Raw genomic sequence first — 24217 nt, 5'->3', positions numbered from 1 at the left:
ATGGGCCTGATCCCGGTCAAGCCCGGCGAGGTGGCGACGATCGTCACCAGCCTGGAAATGCGCGAAAAACCGCGCCCCCGCCCCCTGCCCGATTCGCCGCTGCGACTGGTGCGCTGGGAAGCGCCGAGCCCCGACAAATACCGGACATTGTTCGCCCGCGTCGGCTCGCCCTGGTTGTGGTTCTCCCGCCTCGTGATGGACGAAACCCGACTGACCGCGATCATCCACGACCCGCGAATCGAGATTTTCGCAGTGGTCGATCCCCGGGGGATCGAGGTCGGGATGCTCGAACTAGACTATCGCGAGACGGCGACGTGCGAGATGTCGTTCGTCGGCCTTGTCCCCGAGCTGACCGGCGCGGGCCATGGCCGCTGGCTGATGGCGCACGCCCTGATGCGCGCTTGGCAGCCCGATGTAACCCGGGTGTGGGTGCACACCTGCACGCTCGACCATCCCACGGCGCTGGGCTTCTACCGGGCGTCGGGCTTCGTGCCATTCAACCGCGTGATCGAAACTTTCGCCGATCCGCGCGTCACCGGGCATTTGCCGCGGGACGCCGCTCCTCACATCCCGTTGATCGACCCGCCCAGCCGCCGATAGATCGCGATCCGCACCAGGGTAAAGAATACCCAGGTCGCGGTGACTGCCAGCGCCAGCGGCACCAGAATCAGCCCGAGCGCGATTTGCGAACCGCCGATCAACGGTGCCAACGCGCCGAACGCAAGCGCGATCGACAGCACGACCGCGCCGATGAACAGCGCCAGACCAACCGCAAAAAAGCCGATCTTCCAGCCATTTTTCTCGCTCAGTTCAAACCCGCGCGTGATCGCCTTCCACGCGCCGCGCTGTGGCTCGGCAGCATAGGCAACGCCCATCATCCAGGTACGCCCGAAGACATAGATGGCAGGAACGACGAGCAGGTACATGCCGAGCTGAATCAGCGCGTTGACGAGCACCCCGATCAGGAAAAAGGGGACGAGCCGCATCAGGCTGGACGTCAGCAAAGCGCCAATCGTCTCACCCCGGCGCAGATACAGGCTGAGGATCGCCAGACCACCAAACTCGGTCAGCGCCATGATCAGCCCCATCCAGCCGAGATTGGACAGGAAGAATGCGTTGATGACCTCGCGGGTCTGTTCGCGATCGCCACCCTCGGGAAGCTGGATGCCGCTGGTCACGGCGAGAATGAAGAGGCCCAGCATCGGCAGGAACAGGAACATCCCCGCGACCGGCCACATCAGGTCACGGTCGGTACGCCACAGGATCGCGGCGTCGCTCAATGCGCCGCGGAACGAGAATTTCATACTGCGGCGGCCGCCTCTTTGCGGGCGAGCAGCGCGATGTAGAGCTTGGCGAGGAACGCGGTGCCCAGCACGGTGAAGCCGGTCGAAACCGTACCGCCGACAATAGTGGTCAGCACCGAGGCAAGCGACAGCCCATCCTCACCCCGCCCGGCAACAAGATACATGACAGCGCCGAACGCCGTGGTGGCGGCAAGATTGGCGACGATCGAGACGATCGCGTAGAGGATCAGCACGCCGACGACCTTTAGCGCAACGCCGCGCGTGAGGCTCCAGGAGCGGGCAATCGCACCAATCGCCAGCCGGTCACCCACAATCGCGGGGACGACCACAGCGAGCCGCGCGAACACCCAGACGGCGAGGACAATGATCACCAGACCATACAGGCTCGCCCACAGGGTGACGCTTTCGGGAATGGTCGGCATCGTACCGCTATCGATCCCGCTGAGGTCGACACCGGCGACCGCTAGCATCACGCCAAGCGGAATGACCAGCAGCAACCCCGCAACCAGCATGACGATTGCGAGCAGCAATGCGGCGGGAAAGCGACGAGTCGCGACGCGCGTCGCATCGCGACCGAGCGACGGGTCGATCGCCAGCGCAGTCACCGCCAGCTGGCCCCAAAAACTGACTAGGGCGAGCAGAAAAACGCCGAGCCCGAGCCACATCGCTGTCGTCGACGGAGCGGTCGGCTGAAGCGAGGAGAGATTGGCCGAGATGGTGGTCGGAACAAAGATCGCGAGCAATGCGATTGGCAATAGATTGCCCAGATTGTCGCTGAGGAATTCCGCAGTACGATCCCAGACACTACCCATACTGACCATGTGAACAGCCCCCTTTGGGTGATCGTTAGCCGATCCGCGCGCGGCGCGCCACATGCTTGCCCACATGCTTGCGCTGGCGCGTCCGGCATCGCATCTGACGACGATGGAACTGGTCGAAGGCATCGAATGGCGCGTCTCCCAAGGGCACGTCCCCTACCCCGAGGCGCTGGCGGAAATGGAGGCGCGGGTTGCGGCAATCCAGGCAGGTGAGGGTCGCGAGCAGATCTGGCTGCTCGAACATCCGCCCGTCTATACCGCCGGGACCAGCGCCGATCCCGCCGAACTGATCGACCCGCGCTTCCCCGTCTTCGCGACCGGTCGCGGCGGGCGCTACACCTATCACGGCCCTGGGCAGCGGATCGGCTATGCGATGCTCGACCTGTCGCGGCGCAACAGGGATGTCCGCTGCTACGTCCATGCGGTGGAGGGTTGGGTGATCGCGGCGCTGGGAGAACTGGGCATCAACGCATTCCGCGCCGAGGGTCGGATCGGCATCTGGACCCGCGATGGTGGCGAGGAGGCGAAGATCGGCGCGATCGGGGTGCGCGTGCGCCGATGGGTGACAATGCATGGCTTTGCGGTGAACCTGGACCCCGACCTCAATGACTTTGGTGGAATCGTCCCGTGCGGCCTGCCCGAATTTCCCGTAACCAGCGCCGCCCGGCTGGGAAAATCGATCTCGCCTGAAACCTTTGACGCGGCGCTGGCGTTTGCGTTCCCGGCCTTTCTCAACTCCGTGGGCGGGGCATGTGCGCGCGCATCCGACAGCAAGGGTTGAGGGCGTGGCGCTAAGCGTTTAATGTCTATCACGGTGCGGGGTTTAAGCGGTGAACCGCCCCCGCCTTAATCTAGGGAGCCCAATCATATGCGTGCACTACTCACCAAGGCCGTTGCCGGTTCGATGATCGCCAGCGCCGCGCTGCTCGTTTCGGCCTGCGGCGGCACCACTGAGACCACTGCGGACAACACCACGGTCCTGGACGTGAACGCGACCGACCCGGTGCTCGACGGCACCACCACCGACAACATGACCATGGTCGATGGCGCCACCGGCAACGACACCGGCATGGCGGGCGACGCCATGGCGAACGACACCATGGGTAACGGCATGTAATCTGCCGCAAGCGGCACTTACATGACGCGGGGCCGTCCGGGCGACCGGGCGGCCCTGTTCTTTTTCGGTGACGACCGCGTCGTCGCGCGGCGCGTCCCGCATGTCCCACGGCGGGGCGCGGCCCCTTGCGCGACCGCAACGACTCGGCACCAAAAACTGCTTGGGCGCGACGACAAAACTCCGTAACCCAGCGCCAGTCAGGGTTCGAGAGGGTTGGTTGATGTTCGGTTCGCGTATGGTGTTCTCGACAGTCCTGGGCGGGGCGATGCTCGCGGCAACGCCCGCCTCCGCGCAATTCTATTTCAAGGCACCCGAGATAGGCAGCCAGCGCATCACGGGGGACGAACCCGGCATGCTCGCATCGCCGCTGCCCGGAGCGACCCCAGCGGAACTGCGTGCGGCAATGGTATGGAATCTGCGCGCTGCGCTCAACGTCGCGGCGCTGCAGTGTCAGTTTGGCCCGACCTTGCTGACCCTGCCCAACTACAACACGATCCTGCGCGATCATAAGGTTGAGCTGAACAGTTCCTACAGCGTGCTGAGCAAATATTTTTGCGGACCCACAAGACCCCCAAGGCGGGCCAGACCGCGCTCGACCAATATGGCACGCGCGTCTATTCCAGCTATTCGGCGGTGCATGCTCAGCTGACCTTCTGCCAGGCTGCTGACGCGGTCTCGAACGCGGCGGTGTTCACCCCGCGCGGGGGCTTTGGCGAACTGGCGGCGGAACAGTTGCCGGTGATCCGCAATAGCCTGATCCGCTGGGGCGAGCAGCAATTCCCGATGCGGACGCCGCTTCAATCATCCTTTGTCTATCCCGAATTCGCGAATGAGGATTGTTGGGACAAGGGCGGCTATCACCCCGAACAGTGCGCGCCGGGCGCGAAGAAAAGAAAAAGGAAGCGCTAACCCGGAGCCGAATTCAGCTGCGCTGAATCTCGGGACCGGCCCGATCCCGCGACCGTTTCAGCTTAGCTGAAACAAGCTCTACCGCAGACCAAGCGTCTTGTGCGCCTGAAGCGTCAGGCGCCAGCGTGGGCGGGCGAGCGCGAAATCGACCGCCGCCTGGACATTGGCGGCCGCGTCGGCGTCGTCCATCGGCTGGATCAGGAAATGGGTGAAATCCCATCGCTCGATGTCCGCGACATCGGTCCCCGGCTGGGGCCAGACCAGCTTGAGTTCGTCGCCCCGCCGCTGGACCACGTCGCTCCCCGCCTTGGGACTGATGCACACCCAATCGATGCCGGGATTGACGGGCAAGGTCCCGTTGCTCTCGATCGCGATGCGGAAACCGCGCGCGTGCAGCGCATCGACCAGCGCGCTATCGACCTGCAGCATCGGTTCGCCCCCGGTCAGCACGACGAAGCGGCGCTCAGTTCCCTCACCCCAAAACCCGATGACCGCGTCCGCGAGCGCATCGGCATCGGCAAACTTGCCGCCGCCCAGGCCATCGGTACCGACGAACTGCGTGTCACAGAATTTGCAGATCGCGGTCGCCCGGTCCTGCTCCCGTCCCGACCAGAGATTACACCCGGCGAAGCGAACGAACACGGCGCGCGCGCCGGCATTCACGCCCTCCCCTGAAGGGTCAGGAACATCTCCTTGACCGCATAGCTCATTGCAAATGCCTCAGACGGGGACCGCATAGCGGGTTGGGTCGGGGATTCCGGCTTCCTCGAACCCCTTGGAGCGAAGTCGGCAACTGTCGCACTCGCCGCAATGCACGCCGCCCGGCGCAGGGTCGTAGCACGACCAGCTGAGCCCTAGATCGAGGCCAAGCTCGGTCCCCTTGCGCACAATGTCCGCCTTGCTCATCATCGCCAGCGGTGCCCGAATGCGGAACGGATTGCCCTCGACCCCGGCCTTGGTGGCCAGTTCGGCGAGCTTCTCGAACCCCTCGATGAACTCCGGACGGCAATCGGGATAGCCCGAGTAATCGAGCGCGTTGACGCCGATATACAGGTCGCGCGCGCCAATCGCCTCCGCCCACCCAAGGGCGAGGCTGAGGAAGATGGTGTTGCGCGCGGGGACATAGGTCACCGGAATGTCTGTCCCGACGCCGCCTTTGGGGACAGCGATATCGGCGGTCAGCGCCGATCCGCCAAACAACGACAGGTCGAGCGGGAGGACGATGTGCCGCTCGGCACCGACATCGTTGGCGATTCGCCGCGCGGCGGCCAACTCGACCTGATGGCGCTGGTTATAGTCGATCGACAGGGCAAGGATGCGGTGCCCGTCGGCACGCGCGCACGCGGCCGAGACATAGGAATCGAGTCCGCCCGATACGAGCGCGACGGCATAGCTGGATTGGCTCATTCCCGTCTCGCTAGCCCCTTTGCCGCAACGCGGCAAGAAAGGGCGGCACGAGGACTAGCGGCACGCGCCCGTGCGGCGACCTTCATATTCGAAGGAGAAAGGCAGGCCACGGCTGATCCCCTGGCTTTCGATGCGAACCAGCCGCGGCGTTTCCACCACGACGCGGGTCGCGCCATTGCCGACGCCGGGGCAGCTATAGGTAATCCGACCACCGAGCGACCCGTCCTCGACAACGAAGCGCGTGCACGCCGCACCGCGATGTTGCAGTTGGAGCAGAAGTTGAGGATCGGTAATGCAGATCGACCGGGTGGTGCCGTCCGGCGCACGCAACGTCCACTCGCCCCGCTCGATCCCGGCGAGCGCGGTCAGGCCATTATCAGCACGACCGGCAGCGCTGCCTGCGGCAAGGGGGCCAGCAGCGCAGCTGCGATCAACAGGGGGCGAAGCATCAACATTTCATCGCTCCTTTACCACGTTTCACCTGTCTATTCGCTGACGAAATCGGTCAGGCGAAACTGTCGAGCGCGATCGGGAACTTCTTCGCGCAGAATGCGCAATCGACGGTGATGAAGCCATCCTCGGCCATCTCGGCGCGATCCGCTTCGGGGAACTTCGCCAGCACCGATCCGATATAGTCGGGGTCGCAGCGGCATCCGCGGACGAGATCGCCGCCGGTCTGCACACGTACCTCATCCTCGTTGAACAGCCGCCAAAGCAACGTTTCGAGTGGAGTCGCCGCGTCGGCCAGTTCATCGTTGCTGACGGTGCTGCCCAGCGCCTCGACATGTTCCCATTCGGGATGGACGTCGCGCGCATGGAGCCGCTCGCCACCCTCCTCGCCTTCGGGCAAATGCTGGAGGAACAGGCCGCCGCCGATGCAATTGCCCGCAGCGTCGCGGCCAACACCCAGCCGGACCAGGCTCGGGATCTGCTCCGACTGGTCGAAATAATTCTCCGCTGCTTCGGCCAGCGATCCGCCGTCGAGCGGAACGATGCCCTGATAGCGTTCGCCGGTGGTCGCCTGGTCGAAGGTGATTGCCAGATAGCCCTTGTGGAACAGCGCATAGAGCGACGGGCTGGAACCCAGTTCGGCCAGTCGCTCGGCATCGAACTGGGCATAGCCACGCAACTCGCCGCCCTTGTAGTCGCATACCATCAGGCTGACGATCCCGCCCTGCGCCTGCGCCTGCAATGTCAGCTGCCCGCCCGCATCCTTGAGCGTCGAGCCAAGCAATGCGGTCAGCGTCAGCGCCTCCGCCAGCAGCCGCTCGATCGGCGCGGGATAGGCGTGCGCGGCGAGGATCTCGCCCAGCACCGGTCCCAGCCTCGCGATCCGCCCGCGCGCATGGCGCTGGGGAATCGTGAAGTTGAGCGTGCGGTCGAGGTCGGTGGTCATCAATTTTTCCTTCGTCATCCCGCGAAAGCGGGGACCCATCTCGTGTCCGGGTCACGCACGATACAGCTGCTGGACGGGCGGTAAGCGCAGGAGATGGGCCCCCGCACGCGCGGGGGTGACGGCTAATTGGGGAGCGACGCCTTGCGCGTCAACTCACCCGATTTGCCCGAAGCACCAGCGCAGCACTGCCTTTTGCCCATGCAGGCGGTTTTCCGCCTCGGGCCAGATCAGCGATTGCGGGCCGTCGATCACCTCCGGCGTGACCTCCTCGCCGCGATGCGCGGGGAGGCAGTGGAGGAATTTCGCGTCGGGCTTGGCCTTGGCCATCAGCGCCGCATCGACCTGATAGGGGGCGAGCGCGGCGAGCTTTGCCTCGGCATGCAGCTGGCCCATCGAGATCCAGGTGTCGGTGACGATCACGTCCGCGCCCGCCACCGCCTCGGCGGGATCGTTGACGCAGGTCGCACGCCCCTTGCCCAGCGCCATCGCCGCGTCGGGGAGCGAGAAGCTCTGCGGGCAGGCGGCGACCACGTCGAACTGCATCAGCCCCGCCGCCTCGACGATCGAGGCGAGGACATTGTTGCCGTCGCCGAGCCACGCGACCTTGAGGCCGGGCAGCGCCTTGCCGCTCTCCAGGATCGTCTGCAGATCGGCGACGATCTGGCACGGATGGCTATCGTCGGTCAGGCCGTTGATCACCGGGACGGTGGCGTATTCGGCCATTTCGAGCAGCTTGGCGTGATCGTCGGTGCGCACCATGATCGCGTCGCAATAGCCCGACAGGACGCGCGCCGTATCCGCCACGGTCTCGCCGCGCCCGAGCTGGCTGGTCGCTGCGTCCAGCACGATCGCGCTGCCACCGAGCTGACGGATCGCCATCTCGAAGCTCACGCGGGTGCGGGTGGAATTCTTCTCGAACACCATCGCAAGGGTGTGGCCAGCGAGCGGCGCGTCGGCATCAACGCGCCCCTTGGGCCAGCCCGCGCGCGCCGCCTTGCGGTCGATCGCGTCGGCAAGGATCGCGGCGAGGCCGTCAGGGCCAGCGTCGCTCAACGACAGGAAATTGCGATAGGCCATCTATGCCGCCGGCACCGCATAGCTGCGCGCGCCCGCACTCAGCTTTTCGATGCACTCGGCGACATGGCTTTCGTCGATCACCAGCGGCGGCAGCACGCGGAACACATTCTCGCCCGCCGCCACGGTCAACAGCCCGTGATGGTCGCGCAGATGCGCCACGAAGTCGCGGCTGACCGCCGGCTCCTTCATCTTGATGCCCAGCATCAGCCCCTTGCCGCGGATTTCCTCGAACAGATGATCGTGGTTGGGGATTAACTGCTCGAACGCCGCGCGCAGGCGATCCCCCATCGCGGTGACGTGATCGAGGAAGCCGGGCTCCTGCATCACGTCGAGCACCGCCTGCCCCGCCGCCATCGCCAGCGGGTTGCCGCCATAGGTCGATCCGTGCGTGCCCGCGACCATGCCCTTCGCCGCTTCCTCAGTGGCGAGGCAGGCACCGAGCGGGAAGCCGTTCCCGATCCCCTTGGCGACGGTCATGATGTCGGGGGTGATGCCGTAATGCTCGTAGGCCCACATCTTGCCGGTGCGGCCGTAACCGCACTGGATTTCGTCGAGGATCAGCAGCAGGCCGTGTTCGTCGCACGCCTTGCGCAGCCCCTGGATGAATTCGGTCGTGCCGGCGGTCATCCCGCCCTCGCCCTGCACCGTCTCCACGAGGAAACCCGCCGTCTCATCGTCGATCGCGGCAAGCGCGCCGTCGAGATCGTTGAACTTCACATAGTCGAAGCCGGGGAGCAGCGGCTCGAACCCGTCGCGCATCTTTGCCTGATCGGTGGCCGAAATCGCGCCGATCGAACGACCGTGGAAGGCATTCTTGAACGTGATCAGCTTGTGCCGCTGCGGGTTGCCGGTGATGTAATGATAGCGGCGCGCGGTCTTGATCGCGCACTCGATCGCCTCGACGCCGGAGTTGGTGAAGAACACCGTGTCGGCGAAGCTCGCATCGACCAGCCGCTGCGCCAGTGCCTCACCCTGCGGCGAGCCGTAGAGGTTGCTGACGTGCATCAGCGTAGCGACCTGATCCTGCACCGCCTTAGTAAAGGACGGGTGGCCGTGACCCAGCGCGTTGACCGCAATGCCCGCCGCGAAATCGAGATAGCGCTCGCCACGCTCGCCGATGAGGTAGCACCCCTCGCCTCGCACCGGACGCACATCGCACCGTGGGTAAACGGGCATGAGCGGGGTGATCGACACGGGCAGCCTCCTTCCAACAGAAAAGGGCGGCCCATTGCGAACCGCCCGGAGCGAGACCCTAAGATGTCGCTCCAAAGGCGTCAATAATCCGGGGCCGAAACGAATCGACGCTAGGGAAACTGCAAGGGTGGCAAAATCCGCGTAACCGCTTAAGCTGCGCGGGTCGCGGCGGAGTCTGGAGTCCAACCCGACCCGTCAGGTCGCGGCGACCTGTGCCGGGGTGCCAGGTTAGATCTCGGTGCCCGGCGCGGGATTGACGAGACGAAGATGGCCATGCTTGCGTTAAAGGGAGCCGAAATACGCGGTCGCGGGCCGATCACGCTTTCGGTCGCGTTCGCCGCAGCGGCCGCTCTGATGCCACTTGTGGTGCTCTCGGGATGGCAGTTCGACGTCCCGGTTCTGCGCGGGCTGGGGGCGGCGCGCTATCCGATCCTGCCGGGGACGGCGCTGGTTTTCCTGCTGATGTCGATGGCGGCGGTACTGCACGCAATCGGATATCGCTGCGCGTCGCGGCTGATCCTGTTGCTTCCGGCTACCTATCTCGGCATTGTCCTGATCCAGCATCTTACTGACATCGATATCGGAATATCCCGGCTGATCTTCGCCGAGAAGCTCGAACTTGCTCCGCTGCGCGGGCGCCGGATCATCCCGCTCGGCCCGCTGGTGGTACTCGGTTTGTTGGTCACGGCCCTGTTTCTGCTGGGCGCTCGGCGGCGCGAAACGCGCTGGTGGGCGGGTCCGGCAGCGAGCATTGCGCTCGCAGGGATGCTGCTGCTGCTCACCTTCACCCTTGGCGGGCAGGTTTCGGCCAATATCCGCTTCTTTGGCGTGACGATCGCGTCGAGCGCGCCAATCATTCTGTTGTGCGCATCGATTCTGACCGCCGCAGACCTGCCGCGCGACGTCGCTACGTCCCCGGTCTCGCCATGGAATACGCTCCAGCGGATTCAGCCGGTCATCATCGTCGCGGCGGTGCTCCCGGCGCTGATCTTGGTCTGGATCCGTGGCGAGACCACACAGGGACAGGCCGAACTCTATTTTCTGATCGCGATGGCCAACCTCGTCGTGCTCGCAGCGCTACTCGCCTATGTGACCCACCGCGCCAACGTACAGAACCGTATGCTGGCCGGGGGAGAAGCCAAGCTCCACTCGATCCTCGGCACCGCGCCCGATGCGCTGATCGTCACTGGCGATGATCTGGTGATCCGTACCTACAGCGCCTCGACCCCCTGATGTGGCGGTGCGGTGATATGGAACTGACCGGCAAGTCACTCCACAGCCTGTTGGAAGCGCCGATCGACACGTTCGACAGCCTGGTGCGCACCCCGAGTGGCACGCGCGGCGGCGCGATCATTACCACCGGTCAGCGCTGCGACGACACGACCTTCCCCGCTGAGCTGCGGCTTGGCATCGCCGAGCAGGAAGGTGAACGGGTATGCGTCGCATTCGTCCGCGACCTGACCGATCGCATGGCGATGGAGGATCAGCTCAACGGCCTCAATTTCCAGCTGATGCACCTGTCGCGGCAGAACGCGATGGGCGAACTGGCCGGCGACATCGCACATGAAATCAACCAGCCGCTGACCGCCGCGACCAATTATGCCTCAACCGCCGCCTATGTGCTGGACCAGCGCGGCGACGCCGACAAGGCCCGCGACTATCTCAAGGAAATCAGCGCCCAGCTCCTGCGCGCGGGGGGAATTATCAGCCGGCTGCGCGCCTTTCTCGCCAATCGTGAAATCGAGCTGCGCCGCGAGTCGCTGGACGTCGTGGTAAAGGACGCGGTGAATCTGGTACGCATTGGATCGCGGCGGATGCGGGGTCAGGTAAAGGTGGACATCCCGTTCGACACACCCCCAGTCTATGTCGACCGCATCCAGATTCAGCAGGTGATGGTCAATCTGCTCCGCAATTCGTTCGAGGCATGCGAAGAGGCCGGGCGCGAGGCGCGGATTGACATTGTCGCGCGCCGATCGGGCGACCACCTGGTCGAGATCGAAGTATCCGACAATGGTGCCGGTCTGCCCGAGGGATTCGCCGAACGGCTGGGCCAGCGTTTCTCCTCGACCAAGGGCGAAACCGGGCTCGGCATCGGCCTCAACATCTCAAAACGAATCGTCGAGGCGCATGGCGGCACGCTGGTCGCCGAAAGTCTCCAGCCGCATGGTGCCGCCTTCCGCTTCACCGTCCCTGCGCTGGGCGACGCAGCGCAGATGGAAAGCGCCGCCGCTAGCTCTTGATCTTCCAGCCCGAGCGCAACAGCGCATAGCAGGCGAGCGCCAGCGCGACGTCGAGCGCGAGGATTACCGCGCTCCCGACCAGGATTGGCGAATCGGCGACGCCCAGGAACCCGTAACGAAAACCCGAGATGATGTAGAAAAAGGGGTTGGCGTGACTGATCGCCTGAAACAGCGGTGACAGGCGATCGACTGAATAAAAGGTCCCCGACAGCAGGGCGAGCGGCGCGACCACGAAGTTGGTGACCGCAGCGGCATGGTCGAACTTCTCCGCCCAGATCGAGGTGAGCACCCCCCATCAGCGCAAGGAACAAGGAGCCGAGCAGACCGAACCACAGGATCGCCCAAAAATGCACCGGGGTAACGGTGACCCCGGGCCACAGCGCCATCGCCAGCCACACTGCCGCACCGACGCAGAAGGCGCGGGTGACGGCTCCACCGCACAGCGCCGCGAGCAGTTCGCCGGTCGACAGCGGCGGCATCAGATAATCGACGATCGTCCCCTGAATCTTGCCGACCAGCAGCGAAAAGCTGGCGTTGGCGAAGGCGTTCTGGAGCATTCCCATGACGATCAGGCCGGGCGCGAGAAAGTTGGCAAAGGGAACCGCGGTGCCACCGAGCGTCACCGTGCGCCCGCCTCCGCCCAAAGCGACCGTGAAAACCACCAGAAATAACAACGTCGTGACTGCCGGTGCCCATACCGTCTGGAGCTGCACCTTGAAGAAACGGCGCACCTCCTTCACATAGAGGGTCCACAGCCCGCCCCAATTCACGTTACGGATTACCGGAACGCCGGGGCCGGCGATCATGCTTTCGGGCGGCGGGGACTGGTCGGTCATGCAAAGGCCGGTTAATCGCTGACGCCAAACCCGGCAACGGGATTGATTCTTTAGGGACGACAAATGAGCTGGACCGACGAACGGATCGAGACGCTGCGCAAGATGTGGGACAGCGGACTGACCGCGACCCAGATTGCCGAGGAACTCGGCGGAGTGAGCCGCAATGCCGTGATCGGCAAGGCGCATCGCCTGGGCCTCGCCTCGCGCCCGTCGCCGGTGAAGGCGAATGCGACCGAGGCGAAGCCCACACCCGCGTCAGCTGCGCCGCCCGCGCCCAAGCCTGCTCCGGCAGCCCCCCGCGCCACGCGCCGCCGTACCGGCGGCCGCTGCGCCTACACCCGCGCCCGCGCCGGTTGTCGATGATGCGGACGAGGACGAGGACGACACTCCGGCCCCTGCAGCCGTGCGCGAAGGCCCGGTGCTGCGCTCGGTCGGCCCCGGCGGCTTCATCCGCCAGAATCCCGGCGAACAGGCCCCGCCGATCGCCCCGGCCCCGCCGCGCCGCCTGGTTCCGGCCAAGCCGAGCAAGGAGATCGAGGGAAAGACCAGCCTGCTCGATCTCAACGACCGCATCTGTAAATGGCCGCTGGGTCATCCGGGTGAGCCAGATTTCCATTTCTGTGGCGAGAAGGTGAACCCCGGCTTCCCTTATTGCGTCGATCACTGCGGCCACGCCTATCAGGCGCAGCTTCCGCGCCGTGATCGCCGTCCGCCGCCGCCTTTGCCCTATGGCGGCCCACGCGTCCGGTAGACCCAGCGTTTCTGCTAACCGGAACGGGTAGCTTGCGGGCAATCCCGGCCCGGATGGTCAAGACTCACTTAACCATATCGGCAGTAGTACCGGCGCGTGTCCCGCGTCCTTCACCTCCGCCGATCTGCTCCCGTGCTGATACAGGCCGCGCTCATTGCGGCAGGTGCCGCAACGCTCGCTTTCTGGCCACCCCGCGAAGGGCCGATGCTGCTGGTTGCGCTCGACGGGCGTGACGGCGCACGGCTGGTCGGCCCCGCACTGAATGCCGGGGCGACGCTGGCCGGACGCGGCCCGATGGCCAACATGATCCTGGTCAGCGGCACACGCGCGCATCTCGCGCCGCTGCTCGGAACCGGCGTGATCGCCCTTGCCGCCCCGCGCGGCCTGTGCAGCCAGGGAGTTGCCGCATGAAGGACATCACCCTGCTGCGTCTGCGCGGCGCGGCGATCCTGGTCGGGGTCAGCTGGTTCAACACCGTCGCGATCATCCTGCTCAGCCTGATCGCGGGCAGCGACCGGACGCTACCGCTCGCGGTGATTGGCATCCTCGCCAACATCCTGCCCACGCTGATGGTCCGTCAGCGCCGCGTCGATCGTCACGCGCGGTTGATCATCGCCTCGCTCGCCGCAGTCCAGCCCGCGCTCGCCGTCTATGCACTCAGCGGCCATGCCTGGCAGATGGACGGGCACATGTATTTCTTCGTCGCGCTCGCCGCGCTGACGATCCTGTGCGACGCGCGCGCGATCGTCTTCGCCTCGGCGCTGATCGCGGTCCACCACCTTGTCCTGCAATATGCCGCGCCCGCATGGGTGTTCACCGGCGCAGGCGACCTTGGCCGCGTGCTGTTCCACGCGCTGGCGGTGGTGATGCAGGCCGCGGTGCTGATCCATCTGACCCTCACCATCCGCAACCTCTTGTGGCGGCACGGCGAAGCGCGCGAGGCGAGCGACCGCGCCGCCGCGATTGCCGAGCAGCGCCGGATCGAAGCGGAAGGCGCAATGCAGGAAGCCGCCGCCGCTGCACGCCGCGAAAGCATTGAACGCAGCGCCCGCGAATCGCTCGCGCGCGAAGCCGAGGCGCAGCGCCGCGAAGCCGAAGCGGCACGGCGTGAAGACAACCGCCGCCTCGCAGAAGCCTTCCAGCAATCGATGAGCGGCATCGTCGCCACTGTCGGCACTGCGGCGGGCGAACTCGAACAGCTCGCCGGATCGCTCAACGGCGTCGCCCGCCGCGCCAGCCGCGAATCGGGCGAGACCGCTGCTAGCGCCAGCCAGACCTCCGGCGCCGCCGAGACGCTGGCGATTCGCCTCCACGAGCTCTCGACCTCGATCACCGCGATCGCCGCCAGCGCCGACCAGCAGGCGCAGCGCAGCGACGACGCCAGCAGCATTTCGGATGGCGGACGCGGCGCGGTCGTGGCGCTGACTCAGCGGTCGCAGACGATCACCAGCTTTGCCGAATCGATCCACGAGATCGCGACGCGCACCAATTTGCTCGCACTCAACGCCACGATCGAAGCGTCGCGCGCTGGTGAGGCCGGGCGCGGCTTTGCGGTGGTCGCGCACGAGGTGAAGCAACTGGCGAGCGAGGCTGCGCGCGCCACCGGCGAAATTCGCCACCTCGCCGATTCAATGCATGGCGGGGCGGAAGTCGCCCAAGATGCCCTGTCGGAGATCACCGCGATGGTCGGCGACCTCGCCACCGCCGCCGAAGCGATCCGCGCCGCAGTGGATGCGCAGCGAGAGACCGCGTCGGCGATCGACCGCTCGGCGCGTGATACCGCCACCGGTGCGGCCTTCATGGCCGAGCGTGTGCGCGGAGTAGCCGCGATGGCAGGCGAAACGGAACAACTGTCCGACCGCGTCGCAGCTGCTGCGGGTGCCCTGTCCCGCACCGCCAAGGCGCTCGACGAATCGACGCGCGGGTTCCTGACCAAGCTCGACGCGGCCTAAACCCACAAAAAGAAGAAGCCGACGGGTCGCCCCGCCGGCTCCAGACTCCCGCTCGGGAAGTTGTTTAGAAGCGGAATGCCGCCGTCGCGCGCAGCGAATGGAAGTCGAAATCCGAGCTGCGACGGAAATCCGCGCCACCCGCCAGCACGAACGGGTTGGTCGCACCCGCCGTGCCGGTGCCGACCGCGACGCGCGCATTACTATCGTCATAACGGCTGTAGAGATATTCCAGGCCGATCGAGAAATTGCGGCCGATCTTCTGCTCGACACCGCCGCCGGCCTGCCAGCCCCAGGCCATGTCGTCGCCTTCCAGCGTAAAGCTGTTGGCCGTGTTGCTGCTGCTGAAGCTGTTGTCGAGCTTCGCATAGGCGCCGCCACCGGTGGCGTAGAACAGGGTGCTCTCGCCCGCGACCAGGCCGGCGCGCAGGCGCAGCGCCGCGTTCCAGTCGAGTTCGCGAGTCATGGTGTAGAAAGCAGGCGTGGTGCTGTAGGCGCTGACGCTGTCGCGCGCCTGCGTCTTGCCGAACTCGGCCACCGCGCCGATCACGACCTTGCCCATCTGCTTGTCGAAGCCGATGCGGCCATAATATTCGAGATCATCCTTGTCGTTGGTGCAGGCGACATTGGCGCTCGACGTCGCCGCGCCGTTGCAGAAGCCCGGCGAGAAGGCGTTCGCGCCGGTCGAGGTTGCGATCGTGTCGCCGAAGCTGCCGTCGCGGCCCGCATCAAACTCGATCGTCTCACCGACATCATTGTTCTGGACGGTATAGCCGACCGAACCGCCGACGTAGAGGCCGTCAAAGGCGGGCTCGCCGTCCTGGGCCAGAGCCGGGGCAGCAGCGAGGGTCAGGGCGGCCGCTCCGGCCCCCAGCAGGGTACGCATACGCATTTACAGGATACTCCGTTGATAAACTTGCGCGAGGTTAACGAGGCAGGACGCGCTTCTTTCCCGCCCCGTTCCGAATTTCCACATTCATGTTGCCACGCAGCAACACCCGCGCTTGCCCCGACCCGTGCGGCGGACTAGCCAGAACAAATGTCGTCCGATCTTTTCCAGTCCGGTTCCGCTTCCCCCACCAACGCCTATGACGCCAGCTCGATCGAGGTGCTGGAGGGGCTGGAACCCGTGCGTCGTCGCCCCGGCATGTATATCGGCGGCACCGACGAGCGCGCGCTGCACCACCTCGCTGCCGAAATCCTCGACAATGCGATGGACGAGGCGGTCGCGGGCCATGCCAGCCGGATCGAGGTGACATTGGACGTCGGCAACCGGCTGACCATCACCGACAATGGCCGCGGCATTCCGACCGATCCTCACCCGAAGTTCCCCGACAAATCGGCGCTGGAGGTGATCTTCTCGACGCTGCACGCGGGCGGCAAATTCTCGGGCAAGGCCTATGCGACATCGGGCGGTCTGCATGGCGTGGGCAGCAGCGTGGTCAACGCGCTATCGACCGATATGGTCGTGGAGGTGGCGCGCGACCGCCAACTCTATCGTCAGCGCTTCAGCCAGGGGCAGACGCTGGGCCCGATCGAGCTGGTCGGGCCGACGCCCAACCGGCGCGGCACCAGCGTCGCCTTCACGCCCGACACCGAGATTTTCGGTGAGATGCACTTCAAGCCCGCACGGCTCTACAAGCTCGCCCGGTCCAAGGCGTATCTGTTCGCGGGCGTCGAAATCCGCTGGAAATGCGCGCCCGAGCTGATTTCGGATGACACCCCGGCCGAGGCGATGTTCCAGTTCCCCGGCGGGCTTGCCGATCATTTGCGGGAACAGCTCGGCACGCGCGAGGGTGCGACTGCGGAGTTCTTCGCGGGACGGCAGGACTTTCCCGGCGAAGCGCAGGGTAGCGTCGAATGGGCGGTCGCCTGGCCGCTATGGAGCGACGGCAGCTACAGCTGGTATTGCAACACCATCCCGACCCCCGATGGCGGCAGCCACGAACAAGGGCTGCGCCAGGCACTGGTGCGCGGCATCCGCGCGTTCGGCGAGCTGGTCGGCCAGAAGAAGGCCAAAGACATCACCGCCGACGACATCATGGTCGGGTCGGAGCTGATGCTGTCGGTGTTCATTCGCGATCCGCAATTCCAGTCGCAGACCAAGGATCGCCTGACCTCTCCAGAGGCGACCGCATTGGTCGAAAAGGCGGTGCGCGACCATTTCGACCATTTCCTCGCCGACCGGATGGACCGCGGCAAGGCGCTGCTGAACTATGTGCTCGAGCGGATGGACGACCGCCTGCGCCGCAAGCAGGAGCGCGAGGTCAAGCGCAAGACCGCGACCAGCGGCCGCAAGCTGCGCCTCCCCGGCAAGCTCACCGACTGCTCCGCCGACGATCCGGCGGGGACCGAATTGTTCATCGTCGAGGGTGACTCGGCCGGCGGGAGTGCCAAGCAGGCGCGCGACCGCAAGACCCAGGCGATCCTTCCGATCCGCGGCAAAATCCTCAACGTCGCGTCGGCAACCAGCGCAAAGATCGGCGCGAACAGCGAGATCGCCGACCTGATCCTCGCGCTCGGCTGTGGCACGCGCAAGGACTGCCAGCCCGACAATCTGCGCTACGAACGCATCGTCATCATGACCGACGCGGACGTGGACGGCGCACATATCGCGACGTTGTTGATGACCTTCTTCTTCCAGGAGATGCCCGACATCGTCCGGCGTGGACACCTCTACCTCGCCCAGCCGCCGCTCTATCGCATCACCGCCGGGGCCAAGAGCCTCTACGCCCGCGACGACGCGCACCGGGCGGAGATCGAGGCGGGACCGTTCAAGGGCCGCAAGGTCGAGGTGTCGCGCTTCAAGGGCCTTGGCGAGATGAATCCGGGCCAGCTGCGCGAGACTACGATGGATCCAGCCACCCGATCGATGCTGCGCATCACCCTGCCGCAGGAATATGAGGAGCGCGCCGGGGTCAAGGATCTGGTCGACCGGCTGATGGGAACCAACCCGGCGCACCGCTTCGCCTTCATCCAGGAGAACGCCGCGCGGCTGGACGAGGAAGCGATTGACGCCTGACGCAGTGCGTCAGCGCACCCACTCGTCGCGGAGCAGGCCGTAGATGGTCGTGTCGCGCACGCCGATATGGGTTTCCCATTCGGCGCGCAGATAGCCTTCGAGCTTGAAGCCCAGCCGTTCGAGCAGACCGCGTGACGCGGCATTGTCGGGGTCGGTGTCGGCGAACACCTTGCGCTGCCCCTCGGCAAAGATGCGGTCGATCACTGCGCTGACGGCCTCGCGCGCGAAGCCGCCGCCCCAGTGCGTGCGTGCAAAGAGATAGCCGAGTTCGGTGACATTGCCCTGCCGCTTTTCGCCCGCCGCGACCATGCCGATCGCGGTATCGTCGCCGCGCAGCGTGACCGCCCAGGCGCGCCAGTCGGAGGCGTGGCGTTCGAAATCCGCGCGCGTCTCATCGACGCTGCTGTGCGGCGGACCGGACCAGTAGCGCATCAGATCGGGATCGGCGAAGCTGGGGAACAGTGCCTCGGCATCGCGCAAGCGCCGCGGCCGCAGGATCAGGCGCGGGGTTTCCAGAACCACGGGGTCACGCGGTGCGATCACATCGCATCTGCCGATCGCTTCCGCGCCTGCTCGATGGCCTGAACCCGTTCAGGTCGCGCGCAATATCGAACCTCGAATTCGGTCAGCGCAGCGGGCTCGGGCAGGCCATGCTTTGCGGCCTGCTCCTTTTCAAGGCAGCGATAGACGGCATAGTCTTGCGTCATCATATCGATCGGGACGCGTGTCATATCGCGACGCGCAATCGGCCCGACGAGATCGCGCAGATATTTCGCCCAGCCTTCCCGATTTTCAGCAGCATCGTCCGCGCTGCCCCCGGCGTCCGGAGCGATCACGATGGCCGCCCGCAACGCTTCTGCCTCGTCAAAGCGACCAAGCTCTCGCAAAGCGTTCGCCGCGCGGGCCCGCATCGCAATCGATACGAAATCGGCGGCGCTTGCCGCGCGCGCTTTCACCTGATCGGCAAACTCGGCATTGTAGCGATCAGCACGGGCAGCGGCAGCGGACCCGGCGTTCTTTGCCTCCCACGTCGCCGACAGCAACAGCCATTCGGGATTGGCATCACCCAACATCCGCGCCGCGTGAAAGGCGAGATAATAGGGCGTCTCACCCGCTGCGCGCAGCCCGCGATACACTTCACCCTGAACATAGGGCGTCAGCTTCGCGATTTCGGGTCGGGAGAAATCGCGAAACATCACCAGTCCGTTGCCTGGACATTGTGGAGACCGGATTGGAAATTCGCCCGATCCCACGGGCATACCGTCGGGCAAGGCGCCCCAGGTCGAGATGCTGCCCAGTTCCTGAAACTTGAATTTCTGGCCACCCACCGGGCAGGTTTTGCGGACCGTGAAATACGTGCTGGCTACGGCAGGAACCGCGATCATCGCCGCGATTGCAGCGAGCCAAGCCACGATCCGTGTCACGCCTCCCCCAGCGCCTCGACCAGCGACTTGACCTTCTTCTGCCGCCATTGCGGCAGCGGCGCGACCAGCCAGTAGCCGAGCCGCGAGGGGATCGGCTCGCCGACCACCACGACGCGGCCCGCGTCGATGTCGGCGCGCGCGAGCAGTTCCGGCACGGTCGCGCGGCCCAGCCCCTCGGCGGCGGCGTCGAGTGCAAGGCCTGCGTCGCCGACCCGAACGAGCGCCGCGCCATCCTCCGCAACACAACCGGGCCAGCCGATGGGCGTTTCGCCGCGCCCGCCGGGCTTGGCGACGGTGACCATCCCGTCGCTTTCCAGCGCCTCGCCCTCATGCTCGCCCGGCCCTTCCCCCCAGCGGATCGCAAGGTCGAGATTGGCCTCGGTGAAGTCGATCGCCTCGTCCGCCGCGATCAGCACGAAGCGCAGTTCGGGGTCCGCACGCGCGATTTCGGCGAGGCGCGGCATCAGCCATTTTTCGGTCAGGTCGCGCGGCGCGGCGATGGTCAGCGACTTGGACGATTGCCCGGCCTGCATCGCGCGCACCGATTCCTCGAACTGGAGGAACCCGGCGCGCAGCGCGTCGAGCCCGGCATGCGCCTCCGGGGTCAGCTCCAGACCCTTGGTCGTCCGGCGGAACAGCACGACGCCCAGCGTATCCTCGAGCGCGCGGATCTGCTGCCCGACCGCCGCCGGGGTCACCGCCAGCTCGTCCGCCGCGCGGGTGAAGGACAGATGCCGCGCCGCCGCGTCGAGCACGCGCAGGCCGTTGAGGGGGAGGTGGGTGCGCTTCATCTGTTACTCCGCCACCGCCGGCGCGCGCAGCGCGAAGCGGGGGATCGCCACGTCGAATTCATGCCCGTCCGCACCGACCATGACATAGCTACCCTCCATCCACCCGGTCGGCGTGGTCAGCGGGCAGCCCGAGACATAATCGTAACTCGATCCGGGCGCGATCATCGGCTGTTCGCCGACGACGCCCTCGCCCTCGACGATATGCTGGCTGCCGCGCCCGTCGGTGATCGTCCAGCGGCGCGAGAGCAGCTGCACCGCCTGGTGCGACCCGTTTTCGATGCGGATATGATAGGACCAGAACCAGCGGCCACGCCCCGGTTCGGACTGATCGGACAGGTAGCTGACCGACACCAGCACCGTGATGTCGCGGGTCACCGCTTCCTGGCCGAACAGCGCCTTCACAGCCCGACCGATCCCAGCGCCTGATCGAGGTCGGCGATCAGGTCTTCAGGGTCCTCAAGACCCACGTTGAGCCGCAGCATCCCTTCGCGCACGCCCATCAGCAGCCGCTGATCCTCGGCGACGCCGCTGTGCGTGGTGGAGGCGGGATGGGTCATCAGCGAGCGAGAATCGCCGATATTGTTCGAAATGTCGATGAGGCCGAGCGCGTCGAGCAGGCCGTGCGCCTGCGCACGCCCGCCATCGACCTCGAACGAGAAGATCGGTCCTGCCGCCGCCATCTGGCTCATCGCCAGATTATGCTGCGGATGGCTGGGCAGGCCGGGATAATTGACCATCGGCACGCGCCCCTCAAGGAAGCGCGCGACCCTCACCGCATTCTCGCTCTGGCGCTGGATGCGCAGGTCGAGCGTCTCCAGCCCCTTGAGCACCACCCAGGCATTGAACGCACTCAGCGTCGGCCCGGTATTGCGGTGGAACGGCAGCAGCGTGTTGGTGATGAAGTCCTCGCTCCCGCAGATCGCGCCAGCAAGGACGCGGCCCTGCCCGTCCATCATCTTGGTCGCGCTATAGGCGACCACGTCCGCGCCGAACTCCATCGGACGTTGCAGCGCGGGGGTGGCAAAGGCGTTGTCGACCACGGTGACGATGCCGCGTTCGCGCGCGATGTCGCACACCGCCTTGAGATCGACGATATCCATCGTCGGATTGGCCGGGGTCTCGAAGAAGAACACCTTGGTATTCGGGCGGATCGCATCGACGAACTGCTGCGGGTCGCGCGCATCTACGACGGTCGTCTCGATCCCGAAGCGCGGCATCAGCGTGTCGGTGAGCCAGCGGCACGATCCGAACGCGGCGCGCCCGCCGACGAGATGGTCGCCCGCCGACAGCTGGCACAACAAGGCTGCGGTCATCGCCGCCATGCCGGACGCGGTCGCGCGGCATGCTTCGGCCCCTTCGAGCAAGGCGATGCGCTGTTCGAGCATCTCGACAGTCGGGTTCTGAAGCCGCGAATAGGTCATGCCCTGTTGATCGCCGGCAAAGCGTGCTGCCGCGTCCCCCGCGCAGTCATAGGCATAGCCAGAGGTCAGAAAGAGCGCCTCGCTCGTCTCCCCCCATTCGCTGCGCGCGGTCCCCCCGCGCACCGCGAGCGTGGCGGGCTTCCAGTGGCGGGTGATCTCGCGGTCTTGTCCGGTGCGACGCTTCATGTTGCCCCTCTAGAAGCGGAAGCCGCGCGGGCGCAAGCGCGACGGATGACGCGGGCGCGAAGCTCAGCTATCGACTTGGGCGATGCTCGACCGTCTCGAACAGCGCCCCGTCCTGCTCGGCCTGCTTATCGCGGCCATTGCGCAGTCCCTGTTCACCATCGGCGTCGAGCGCCCGAGCATCCTGCTGTTCGACGAGGTACACTATGTGCCCGCTGCGCGGATCCTGCTCGACTTCTCGCACATCACCAATCCCGAGCATCCGATGCTGGGCAAGTCGCTGATCGCGCTGGGCATTCATCTGATCGGCGACAATGCGCTGGGATGGCGGCTGTTCTCGACGCTGTTTGGCAGCGCGACGATCGCCGGCGTCTATGCCTTCACGCTGCTGCTCACCCGCGCGACCCGCCCGGCTCTGTTCGCCGCGATCTTCGCGATGCTCGGGCAGATGGTGTTCGTGCAGGCGCGGATCGGCATGCTCGACATCTTCATGGGCGGGTTTCTGGTCTGGGCCGGGGTCGCCTTCCTCGCCGCGATGCACGCCGAGTCGCGGCGGGCTTGGGGCTATTGGGTCGCCTCCGCACTGCTGTTCGGTGCAGCGGTGGGCGTCAAATGGGCGGCGATCCCCTATGTCGCACTGACGGGAGTCGCCTTCCTGTGGCTGCGCTATCGCGACCCGAAGCGCTTCGGCGGGATGCACTGGCTGCCCGCGCTGGCGGTCATGGGGATCGTCAGCATCGCGACCTATTTCGCGACCTTCGCCCCCCGCTTTTTTCTACCGCACCGACCCGATGACGCTGGCCCGGCTGATCCCGTTCCAGTTCGAGATGCTGGCGCTCCAGACGCAGGTGCTGGCCGCGCACAACTATCAGTCGAGCTGGTGGAGCTGGCCGCTGATGCTGCGCCCGATCTGGTATTTCTATGAGCCCGATCAGGGGGCGATGCGCGGCGTGCTGCTGATCGGCAACCCCGTCATCATGTGGACCGGGCTGGTCGCGGTCGCGGCATGCTGGTGGGCGGGTGTGAAGCAAAGGGCAGTCGTGCCGCTCGCCGCCGCGATCCTCTGGACCTTCTCGCTCGGCATCTGGGCGATCATCCCCAAGTCGCTGGGCTTTTTCTATTATTACTATCTGCCCAGCATCATCCTGTGCGTGGTACTGGCTGTCGCCCTCAACCATTGGCGCGACGTGCTGAAGCAGCGCGACGAATGGCTGCTGGTACCTGCCGTCGGGATGTTCGCCTATTTCTACCCGATCATCGCGGCGCAGGACCTGACGAGCACGCGCGCCTTCACCCGCTGGATGTGGCTGCCGGGCTGGGCTTAATACCGCCCCCCACACGAAGCGCGACGACAGCGCGAAATTCCATACCGCCGCGACCGCGATCCCTGCCAGCGCGGACGGAGCCCATTGCGCCTGCTGGACATCGTGCAGGAACGCCGCGACGCCAACGTTCGCCACCGCGCCGACCGAGCAGACGATGCAAAAGCCGACCCAGCCGTCGACCAGCTGCCTGAACCCCTTTAGCCGCGCGTCGCGATAGGTGAGCGCGTTGTTGAGGAAGAAGTTGAAGGTCATCGCGATCAGCGTCGCGACGATCGTTCCGGTGAGGAAGCTGGTGCCGAACAGGCGGAAGAACAGCCAGAGCGCTGCGAAATGCACACCTGCCCCGATCGCACCGATTGCAGAAAACATGACGAAGCGCACCGGCACCAATCGCCCGAACATGCGGTCATAGAGCGCGATCAGGAATTCCATCGCGACGACATGATCGAGCTTGCTCTCACCGGTCTGGCGCGTGCGGAAGACATAGGGAAGCTCGACGAACTTGAGCGCGCGCGGGCTGGCGGTCAGGATGTCGAGCAGGATCTTGAACCCGATCGCGGACAAATGCGGGATGATCGCGCGCACCACCTCGCTGCGAACCATGAAGAAGCCGCTCATCGGGTCGCTGAGATCGGCCTTCAGCACCTTGCGCGAGATGCGGGTCGCGAGCTCGGACTTGGCCACGCGGTCGCGGTCCCATTCGCCGGTCCCGCCACCCTCGACGAAGCGCGATCCGATCGCGACGTCGACGCTGTCGTCGGCACGCAGCGCATCGAGCATCTTCGGCAACAGCGTCTCGTCATGCTGCATATCGCCGTCGATCACCGCGACGAACGGCGCGGCGGTGGCGCACATCCCCTCGATCGTCGCGGAGGACAGCCCGCGCCGCCCGATCCGCTGCACCACCCGCACGCGCGGGTCGCTGCGCCCGATCGCGCGCGCCGCGTCGGCGGTGCCGTCGGGGCTGTTGTCGTCGACGAAGATCACCTCCCAGCGCCGCCCCGCCAGCGCCTTGTGGAGCGCGGCCACCATCAGCGGGACGTTGCGCGACTC

At 65.8% G+C, this 24217-nt stretch carries 24 protein-coding genes and 4 pseudogenes; 12 read left to right on the top strand and 16 right to left on the bottom strand.

Annotation, left to right across the window (positions count from 1 at the left end; translation table 11 throughout):
* On the top strand, positions 1-600 hold the full coding sequence (locus LRS12_RS13060; protein ID WP_257844911.1) for a GNAT family N-acetyltransferase: 600 nt from the start codon (positions 1-3) through the stop codon (positions 598-600).
* On the opposite strand, the gene LRS12_RS13055 is transcribed toward LRS12_RS13060, so the two are convergent.
* Both LRS12_RS13055 and LRS12_RS13050 read right to left on the bottom strand, forming a co-directional pair.
* Positions 564-1304, bottom strand: coding sequence for a hypothetical protein (locus LRS12_RS13055; RefSeq protein ID WP_257844910.1), 741 nt, complete (start codon positions 1302-1304; stop codon positions 564-566). The two genes, LRS12_RS13060 and LRS12_RS13055, sit on opposite strands and share 37 nt — an antisense overlap.
* Positions 1301-2125, bottom strand: coding sequence for a hypothetical protein (locus LRS12_RS13050; RefSeq protein ID WP_257844909.1), 825 nt, complete (start codon positions 2123-2125; stop codon positions 1301-1303). Before LRS12_RS13050 ends, LRS12_RS13055 begins: the two co-directional genes overlap by 4 nt.
* 103 nt (positions 2126-2228) lie before the next feature.
* Between LRS12_RS13050 and lipB the strand changes: the two genes are divergently transcribed.
* The 3 genes from lipB (at position 2229) to LRS12_RS13035 (ending at position 4148) form a co-directional block, all read left to right on the top strand.
* Positions 2229-2903, top strand: a complete 675-nt coding sequence (lipB, locus tag LRS12_RS13045) for a lipoyl(octanoyl) transferase LipB (protein WP_257844908.1) — start codon at positions 2229-2231, stop codon at positions 2901-2903.
* Positions 2904-2990: 87 nt separating this feature from the next.
* A complete protein-coding gene (locus LRS12_RS13040) occupies positions 2991-3239 on the top strand; it encodes a hypothetical protein (protein WP_257844907.1) in 249 nt (82 codons plus the stop codon).
* 552 nt (positions 3240-3791) lie between these two features.
* Positions 3792-4148: a hypothetical protein gene (locus tag LRS12_RS13035; RefSeq protein WP_257844906.1), complete on the top strand. Its 357-nt coding sequence runs from the start codon at positions 3792-3794 to the stop codon at positions 4146-4148.
* Positions 4149-4226: 78 nt separating this feature from the next.
* Here LRS12_RS13035 and queE read toward each other — a convergent pair.
* The 6 genes and pseudogenes from queE to LRS12_RS13005 all read right to left on the bottom strand — a co-directional run bounded on the left by queE (position 4227) and on the right by LRS12_RS13005 (position 9222).
* A pseudogene (gene queE, locus LRS12_RS13030) lies at positions 4227-4858 on the bottom strand (7-carboxy-7-deazaguanine synthase).
* 10 nt (positions 4859-4868) lie between these two features.
* Positions 4869-5555: a 7-cyano-7-deazaguanine synthase QueC gene (gene queC, locus LRS12_RS13025; protein WP_257844905.1), complete on the bottom strand. Its 687-nt coding sequence runs from the start codon at positions 5553-5555 to the stop codon at positions 4869-4871.
* 54 nt (positions 5556-5609) lie between these two features.
* Positions 5610-5885 carry a hypothetical protein gene (locus LRS12_RS13020; protein WP_257844904.1) on the bottom strand — a complete coding sequence of 92 codons (276 nt, stop codon included), beginning with the start codon at positions 5883-5885 and terminating at the stop codon, positions 5610-5612.
* A gap of 175 nt (positions 5886-6060) precedes the next feature.
* Positions 6061-6951: an Hsp33 family molecular chaperone HslO gene (locus LRS12_RS13015; RefSeq protein WP_257844903.1), complete on the bottom strand. Its 891-nt coding sequence runs from the start codon at positions 6949-6951 to the stop codon at positions 6061-6063.
* Between the two features lie 153 nt (positions 6952-7104).
* Positions 7105-8028, bottom strand: coding sequence for an ornithine carbamoyltransferase (gene argF, locus LRS12_RS13010; protein WP_257844902.1), 924 nt, complete (start codon positions 8026-8028; stop codon positions 7105-7107).
* On the bottom strand, positions 8029-9222 hold the full coding sequence (locus LRS12_RS13005; protein ID WP_257844901.1) for an aspartate aminotransferase family protein: 1194 nt from the start codon (positions 9220-9222) through the stop codon (positions 8029-8031).
* Between the two features lie 273 nt (positions 9223-9495).
* Between LRS12_RS13005 and LRS12_RS13000 the strand changes: the two genes are divergently transcribed.
* Together LRS12_RS13000 and LRS12_RS12995 are read left to right on the top strand one after the other, a co-directional pair.
* Positions 9496-10455: a hypothetical protein gene (locus LRS12_RS13000; protein WP_257844900.1), complete on the top strand. Its 960-nt coding sequence runs from the start codon at positions 9496-9498 to the stop codon at positions 10453-10455.
* A 17-nt stretch (positions 10456-10472) separates the two neighbouring features.
* A complete protein-coding gene (locus LRS12_RS12995; RefSeq protein WP_257844899.1) occupies positions 10473-11462 on the top strand; it encodes a sensor histidine kinase in 990 nt (329 codons plus the stop codon).
* Here LRS12_RS12995 and LRS12_RS12990 read toward each other — a convergent pair.
* Positions 11452-12298, bottom strand: a pseudogene (locus LRS12_RS12990) (ABC transporter permease). The gene LRS12_RS12995 and the pseudogene LRS12_RS12990 sit on opposite strands and share 11 nt — an antisense overlap.
* A 63-nt stretch (positions 12299-12361) precedes the next feature.
* Between LRS12_RS12990 and LRS12_RS20040 the strand changes: the two are divergent.
* From LRS12_RS20040 to LRS12_RS12970, 3 genes and pseudogenes are all read left to right on the top strand, one after another.
* Positions 12362-13049, top strand: a pseudogene (locus LRS12_RS20040) (GcrA family cell cycle regulator).
* A gap of 132 nt (positions 13050-13181) precedes the next feature.
* Entirely contained in the window at positions 13182-13460 is a 279-nt protein-coding gene (locus LRS12_RS12975; protein WP_257844896.1) for a hypothetical protein, read from the top strand.
* Positions 13457-15001, top strand: coding sequence for a methyl-accepting chemotaxis protein (locus LRS12_RS12970; RefSeq protein ID WP_257844895.1), 1545 nt, complete (start codon positions 13457-13459; stop codon positions 14999-15001). Before LRS12_RS12975 ends, LRS12_RS12970 begins: the two co-directional genes overlap by 4 nt.
* Positions 15002-15065: 64 nt before the next feature.
* Here the strand turns inward: LRS12_RS12970 and LRS12_RS12965 are convergent, their stop codons facing one another.
* Positions 15066-15890: an outer membrane protein gene (locus LRS12_RS12965; RefSeq protein ID WP_257844894.1), complete on the bottom strand. Its 825-nt coding sequence runs from the start codon at positions 15888-15890 to the stop codon at positions 15066-15068.
* A gap of 147 nt (positions 15891-16037) precedes the next feature.
* On the opposite strand from LRS12_RS12965, the gene parE reads away from it, so the two are divergent.
* Positions 16038-18020 carry a DNA topoisomerase IV subunit B gene (gene parE / locus LRS12_RS12960; RefSeq protein ID WP_257844893.1) on the top strand — a complete coding sequence of 661 codons (1983 nt, stop codon included), beginning with the start codon at positions 16038-16040 and terminating at the stop codon, positions 18018-18020.
* A 9-nt stretch (positions 18021-18029) separates the two neighbouring features.
* Here the strand turns inward: parE and LRS12_RS12955 are convergent, their stop codons facing one another.
* From LRS12_RS12955 to LRS12_RS12935, 5 genes are read right to left on the bottom strand one after another with little or no spacing between them, the layout of a single operon-like run.
* Positions 18030-18542: a GNAT family N-acetyltransferase gene (locus LRS12_RS12955; protein WP_257844892.1), complete on the bottom strand. Its 513-nt coding sequence runs from the start codon at positions 18540-18542 to the stop codon at positions 18030-18032.
* Positions 18543-18559: 17 nt separating this feature from the next.
* A complete protein-coding gene (locus LRS12_RS12950) occupies positions 18560-19444 on the bottom strand; it encodes a hypothetical protein (RefSeq protein WP_257844891.1) in 885 nt (294 codons plus the stop codon).
* A complete protein-coding gene (locus LRS12_RS12945) occupies positions 19441-20235 on the bottom strand; it encodes a LysR family transcriptional regulator (RefSeq protein WP_257844890.1) in 795 nt (264 codons plus the stop codon). Before LRS12_RS12945 ends, LRS12_RS12950 begins: the two co-directional genes overlap by 4 nt.
* A gap of 3 nt (positions 20236-20238) precedes the next feature.
* Complete coding sequence (apaG, locus tag LRS12_RS12940; protein WP_257844889.1) at positions 20239-20637, bottom strand: Co2+/Mg2+ efflux protein ApaG; 399 nt, start codon at positions 20635-20637, stop codon at positions 20239-20241.
* Entirely contained in the window at positions 20634-21842 is a 1209-nt protein-coding gene (locus tag LRS12_RS12935) for a PLP-dependent aspartate aminotransferase family protein (protein WP_257844888.1), read from the bottom strand. The genes apaG and LRS12_RS12935 overlap by 4 nt, the downstream gene beginning before the upstream one ends.
* An 82-nt stretch (positions 21843-21924) precedes the next feature.
* On the opposite strand from LRS12_RS12935, the gene LRS12_RS12930 reads away from it, so the two are divergent.
* Positions 21925-22764, top strand: a complete 840-nt coding sequence (locus tag LRS12_RS12930) for a phospholipid carrier-dependent glycosyltransferase (protein ID WP_257844887.1) — start codon at positions 21925-21927, stop codon at positions 22762-22764.
* The gene (locus tag LRS12_RS12925; RefSeq protein ID WP_257845509.1) at positions 22667-23164 is read left to right on the top strand and encodes a hypothetical protein; all 498 of its coding nucleotides are present in this window, start codon (positions 22667-22669) and stop codon (positions 23162-23164) included. The genes LRS12_RS12930 and LRS12_RS12925 overlap by 98 nt, the downstream gene beginning before the upstream one ends.
* Before the next feature lie 6 nt (positions 23165-23170).
* Here the strand turns inward: LRS12_RS12925 and LRS12_RS12920 are convergent.
* Positions 23171-24196 (bottom strand): annotated as a pseudogene (locus LRS12_RS12920) (glycosyltransferase); the annotation flags it as partial.
* Positions 24197-24217: the final 21 nt, after the last annotated feature.

Source organism: Sphingomonas sp. J344, from assembly GCF_024700005.1.
GTDB lineage: Bacteria > Pseudomonadota > Alphaproteobacteria > Sphingomonadales > Sphingomonadaceae > Sphingomonas.
The sequence above is the reverse complement of the archived record's forward strand: the minus strand, read 5'-3'. Positions and strand labels throughout refer to the sequence as shown.

What these genes read in the sequence shown, in the direction of transcription:
- LRS12_RS13060 (WP_257844911.1), top strand. Translation starts at nt 1, where the DNA reads ATGGGCCTGATCCCGGTCAAGCCCGGCGAGGTGGCGACGATCGTCACC.
- LRS12_RS13055 (WP_257844910.1), bottom strand. Translation starts at nt 1,304, where the DNA reads ATGAAATTCTCGTTCCGCGGCGCATTGAGCGACGCCGCGATCCTGTGG.
- LRS12_RS13050 (WP_257844909.1), bottom strand. Translation starts at nt 2,125, where the DNA reads ATGGTCAGTATGGGTAGTGTCTGGGATCGTACTGCGGAATTCCTCAGC.
- lipB (WP_257844908.1), top strand. Translation starts at nt 2,229, where the DNA reads ATGGAACTGGTCGAAGGCATCGAATGGCGCGTCTCCCAAGGGCACGTC.
- LRS12_RS13040 (WP_257844907.1), top strand. Translation starts at nt 2,991, where the DNA reads ATGCGTGCACTACTCACCAAGGCCGTTGCCGGTTCGATGATCGCCAGC.
- queC (WP_257844905.1), bottom strand. Translation starts at nt 5,555, where the DNA reads ATGAGCCAATCCAGCTATGCCGTCGCGCTCGTATCGGGCGGACTCGAT.
- LRS12_RS13015 (WP_257844903.1), bottom strand. Translation starts at nt 6,951, where the DNA reads ATGACCACCGACCTCGACCGCACGCTCAACTTCACGATTCCCCAGCGC.
- argF (WP_257844902.1), bottom strand. Translation starts at nt 8,028, where the DNA reads ATGGCCTATCGCAATTTCCTGTCGTTGAGCGACGCTGGCCCTGACGGC.
- LRS12_RS13000 (WP_257844900.1), top strand. Translation starts at nt 9,496, where the DNA reads ATGCTTGCGTTAAAGGGAGCCGAAATACGCGGTCGCGGGCCGATCACG.
- LRS12_RS12995 (WP_257844899.1), top strand. Translation starts at nt 10,473, where the DNA reads ATGGAACTGACCGGCAAGTCACTCCACAGCCTGTTGGAAGCGCCGATC.
- LRS12_RS12970 (WP_257844895.1), top strand. Translation starts at nt 13,457, where the DNA reads ATGAAGGACATCACCCTGCTGCGTCTGCGCGGCGCGGCGATCCTGGTC.
- LRS12_RS12965 (WP_257844894.1), bottom strand. Translation starts at nt 15,890, where the DNA reads ATGCGTATGCGTACCCTGCTGGGGGCCGGAGCGGCCGCCCTGACCCTC.
- parE (WP_257844893.1), top strand. Translation starts at nt 16,038, where the DNA reads ATGTCGTCCGATCTTTTCCAGTCCGGTTCCGCTTCCCCCACCAACGCC.
- LRS12_RS12945 (WP_257844890.1), bottom strand. Translation starts at nt 20,235, where the DNA reads ATGAAGCGCACCCACCTCCCCCTCAACGGCCTGCGCGTGCTCGACGCG.
- LRS12_RS12935 (WP_257844888.1), bottom strand. Translation starts at nt 21,842, where the DNA reads ATGAAGCGTCGCACCGGACAAGACCGCGAGATCACCCGCCACTGGAAG.
- LRS12_RS12930 (WP_257844887.1), top strand. Translation starts at nt 21,925, where the DNA reads ATGCTCGACCGTCTCGAACAGCGCCCCGTCCTGCTCGGCCTGCTTATC.
- LRS12_RS12925 (WP_257845509.1), top strand. Translation starts at nt 22,667, where the DNA reads ATGCTGGCGCTCCAGACGCAGGTGCTGGCCGCGCACAACTATCAGTCG.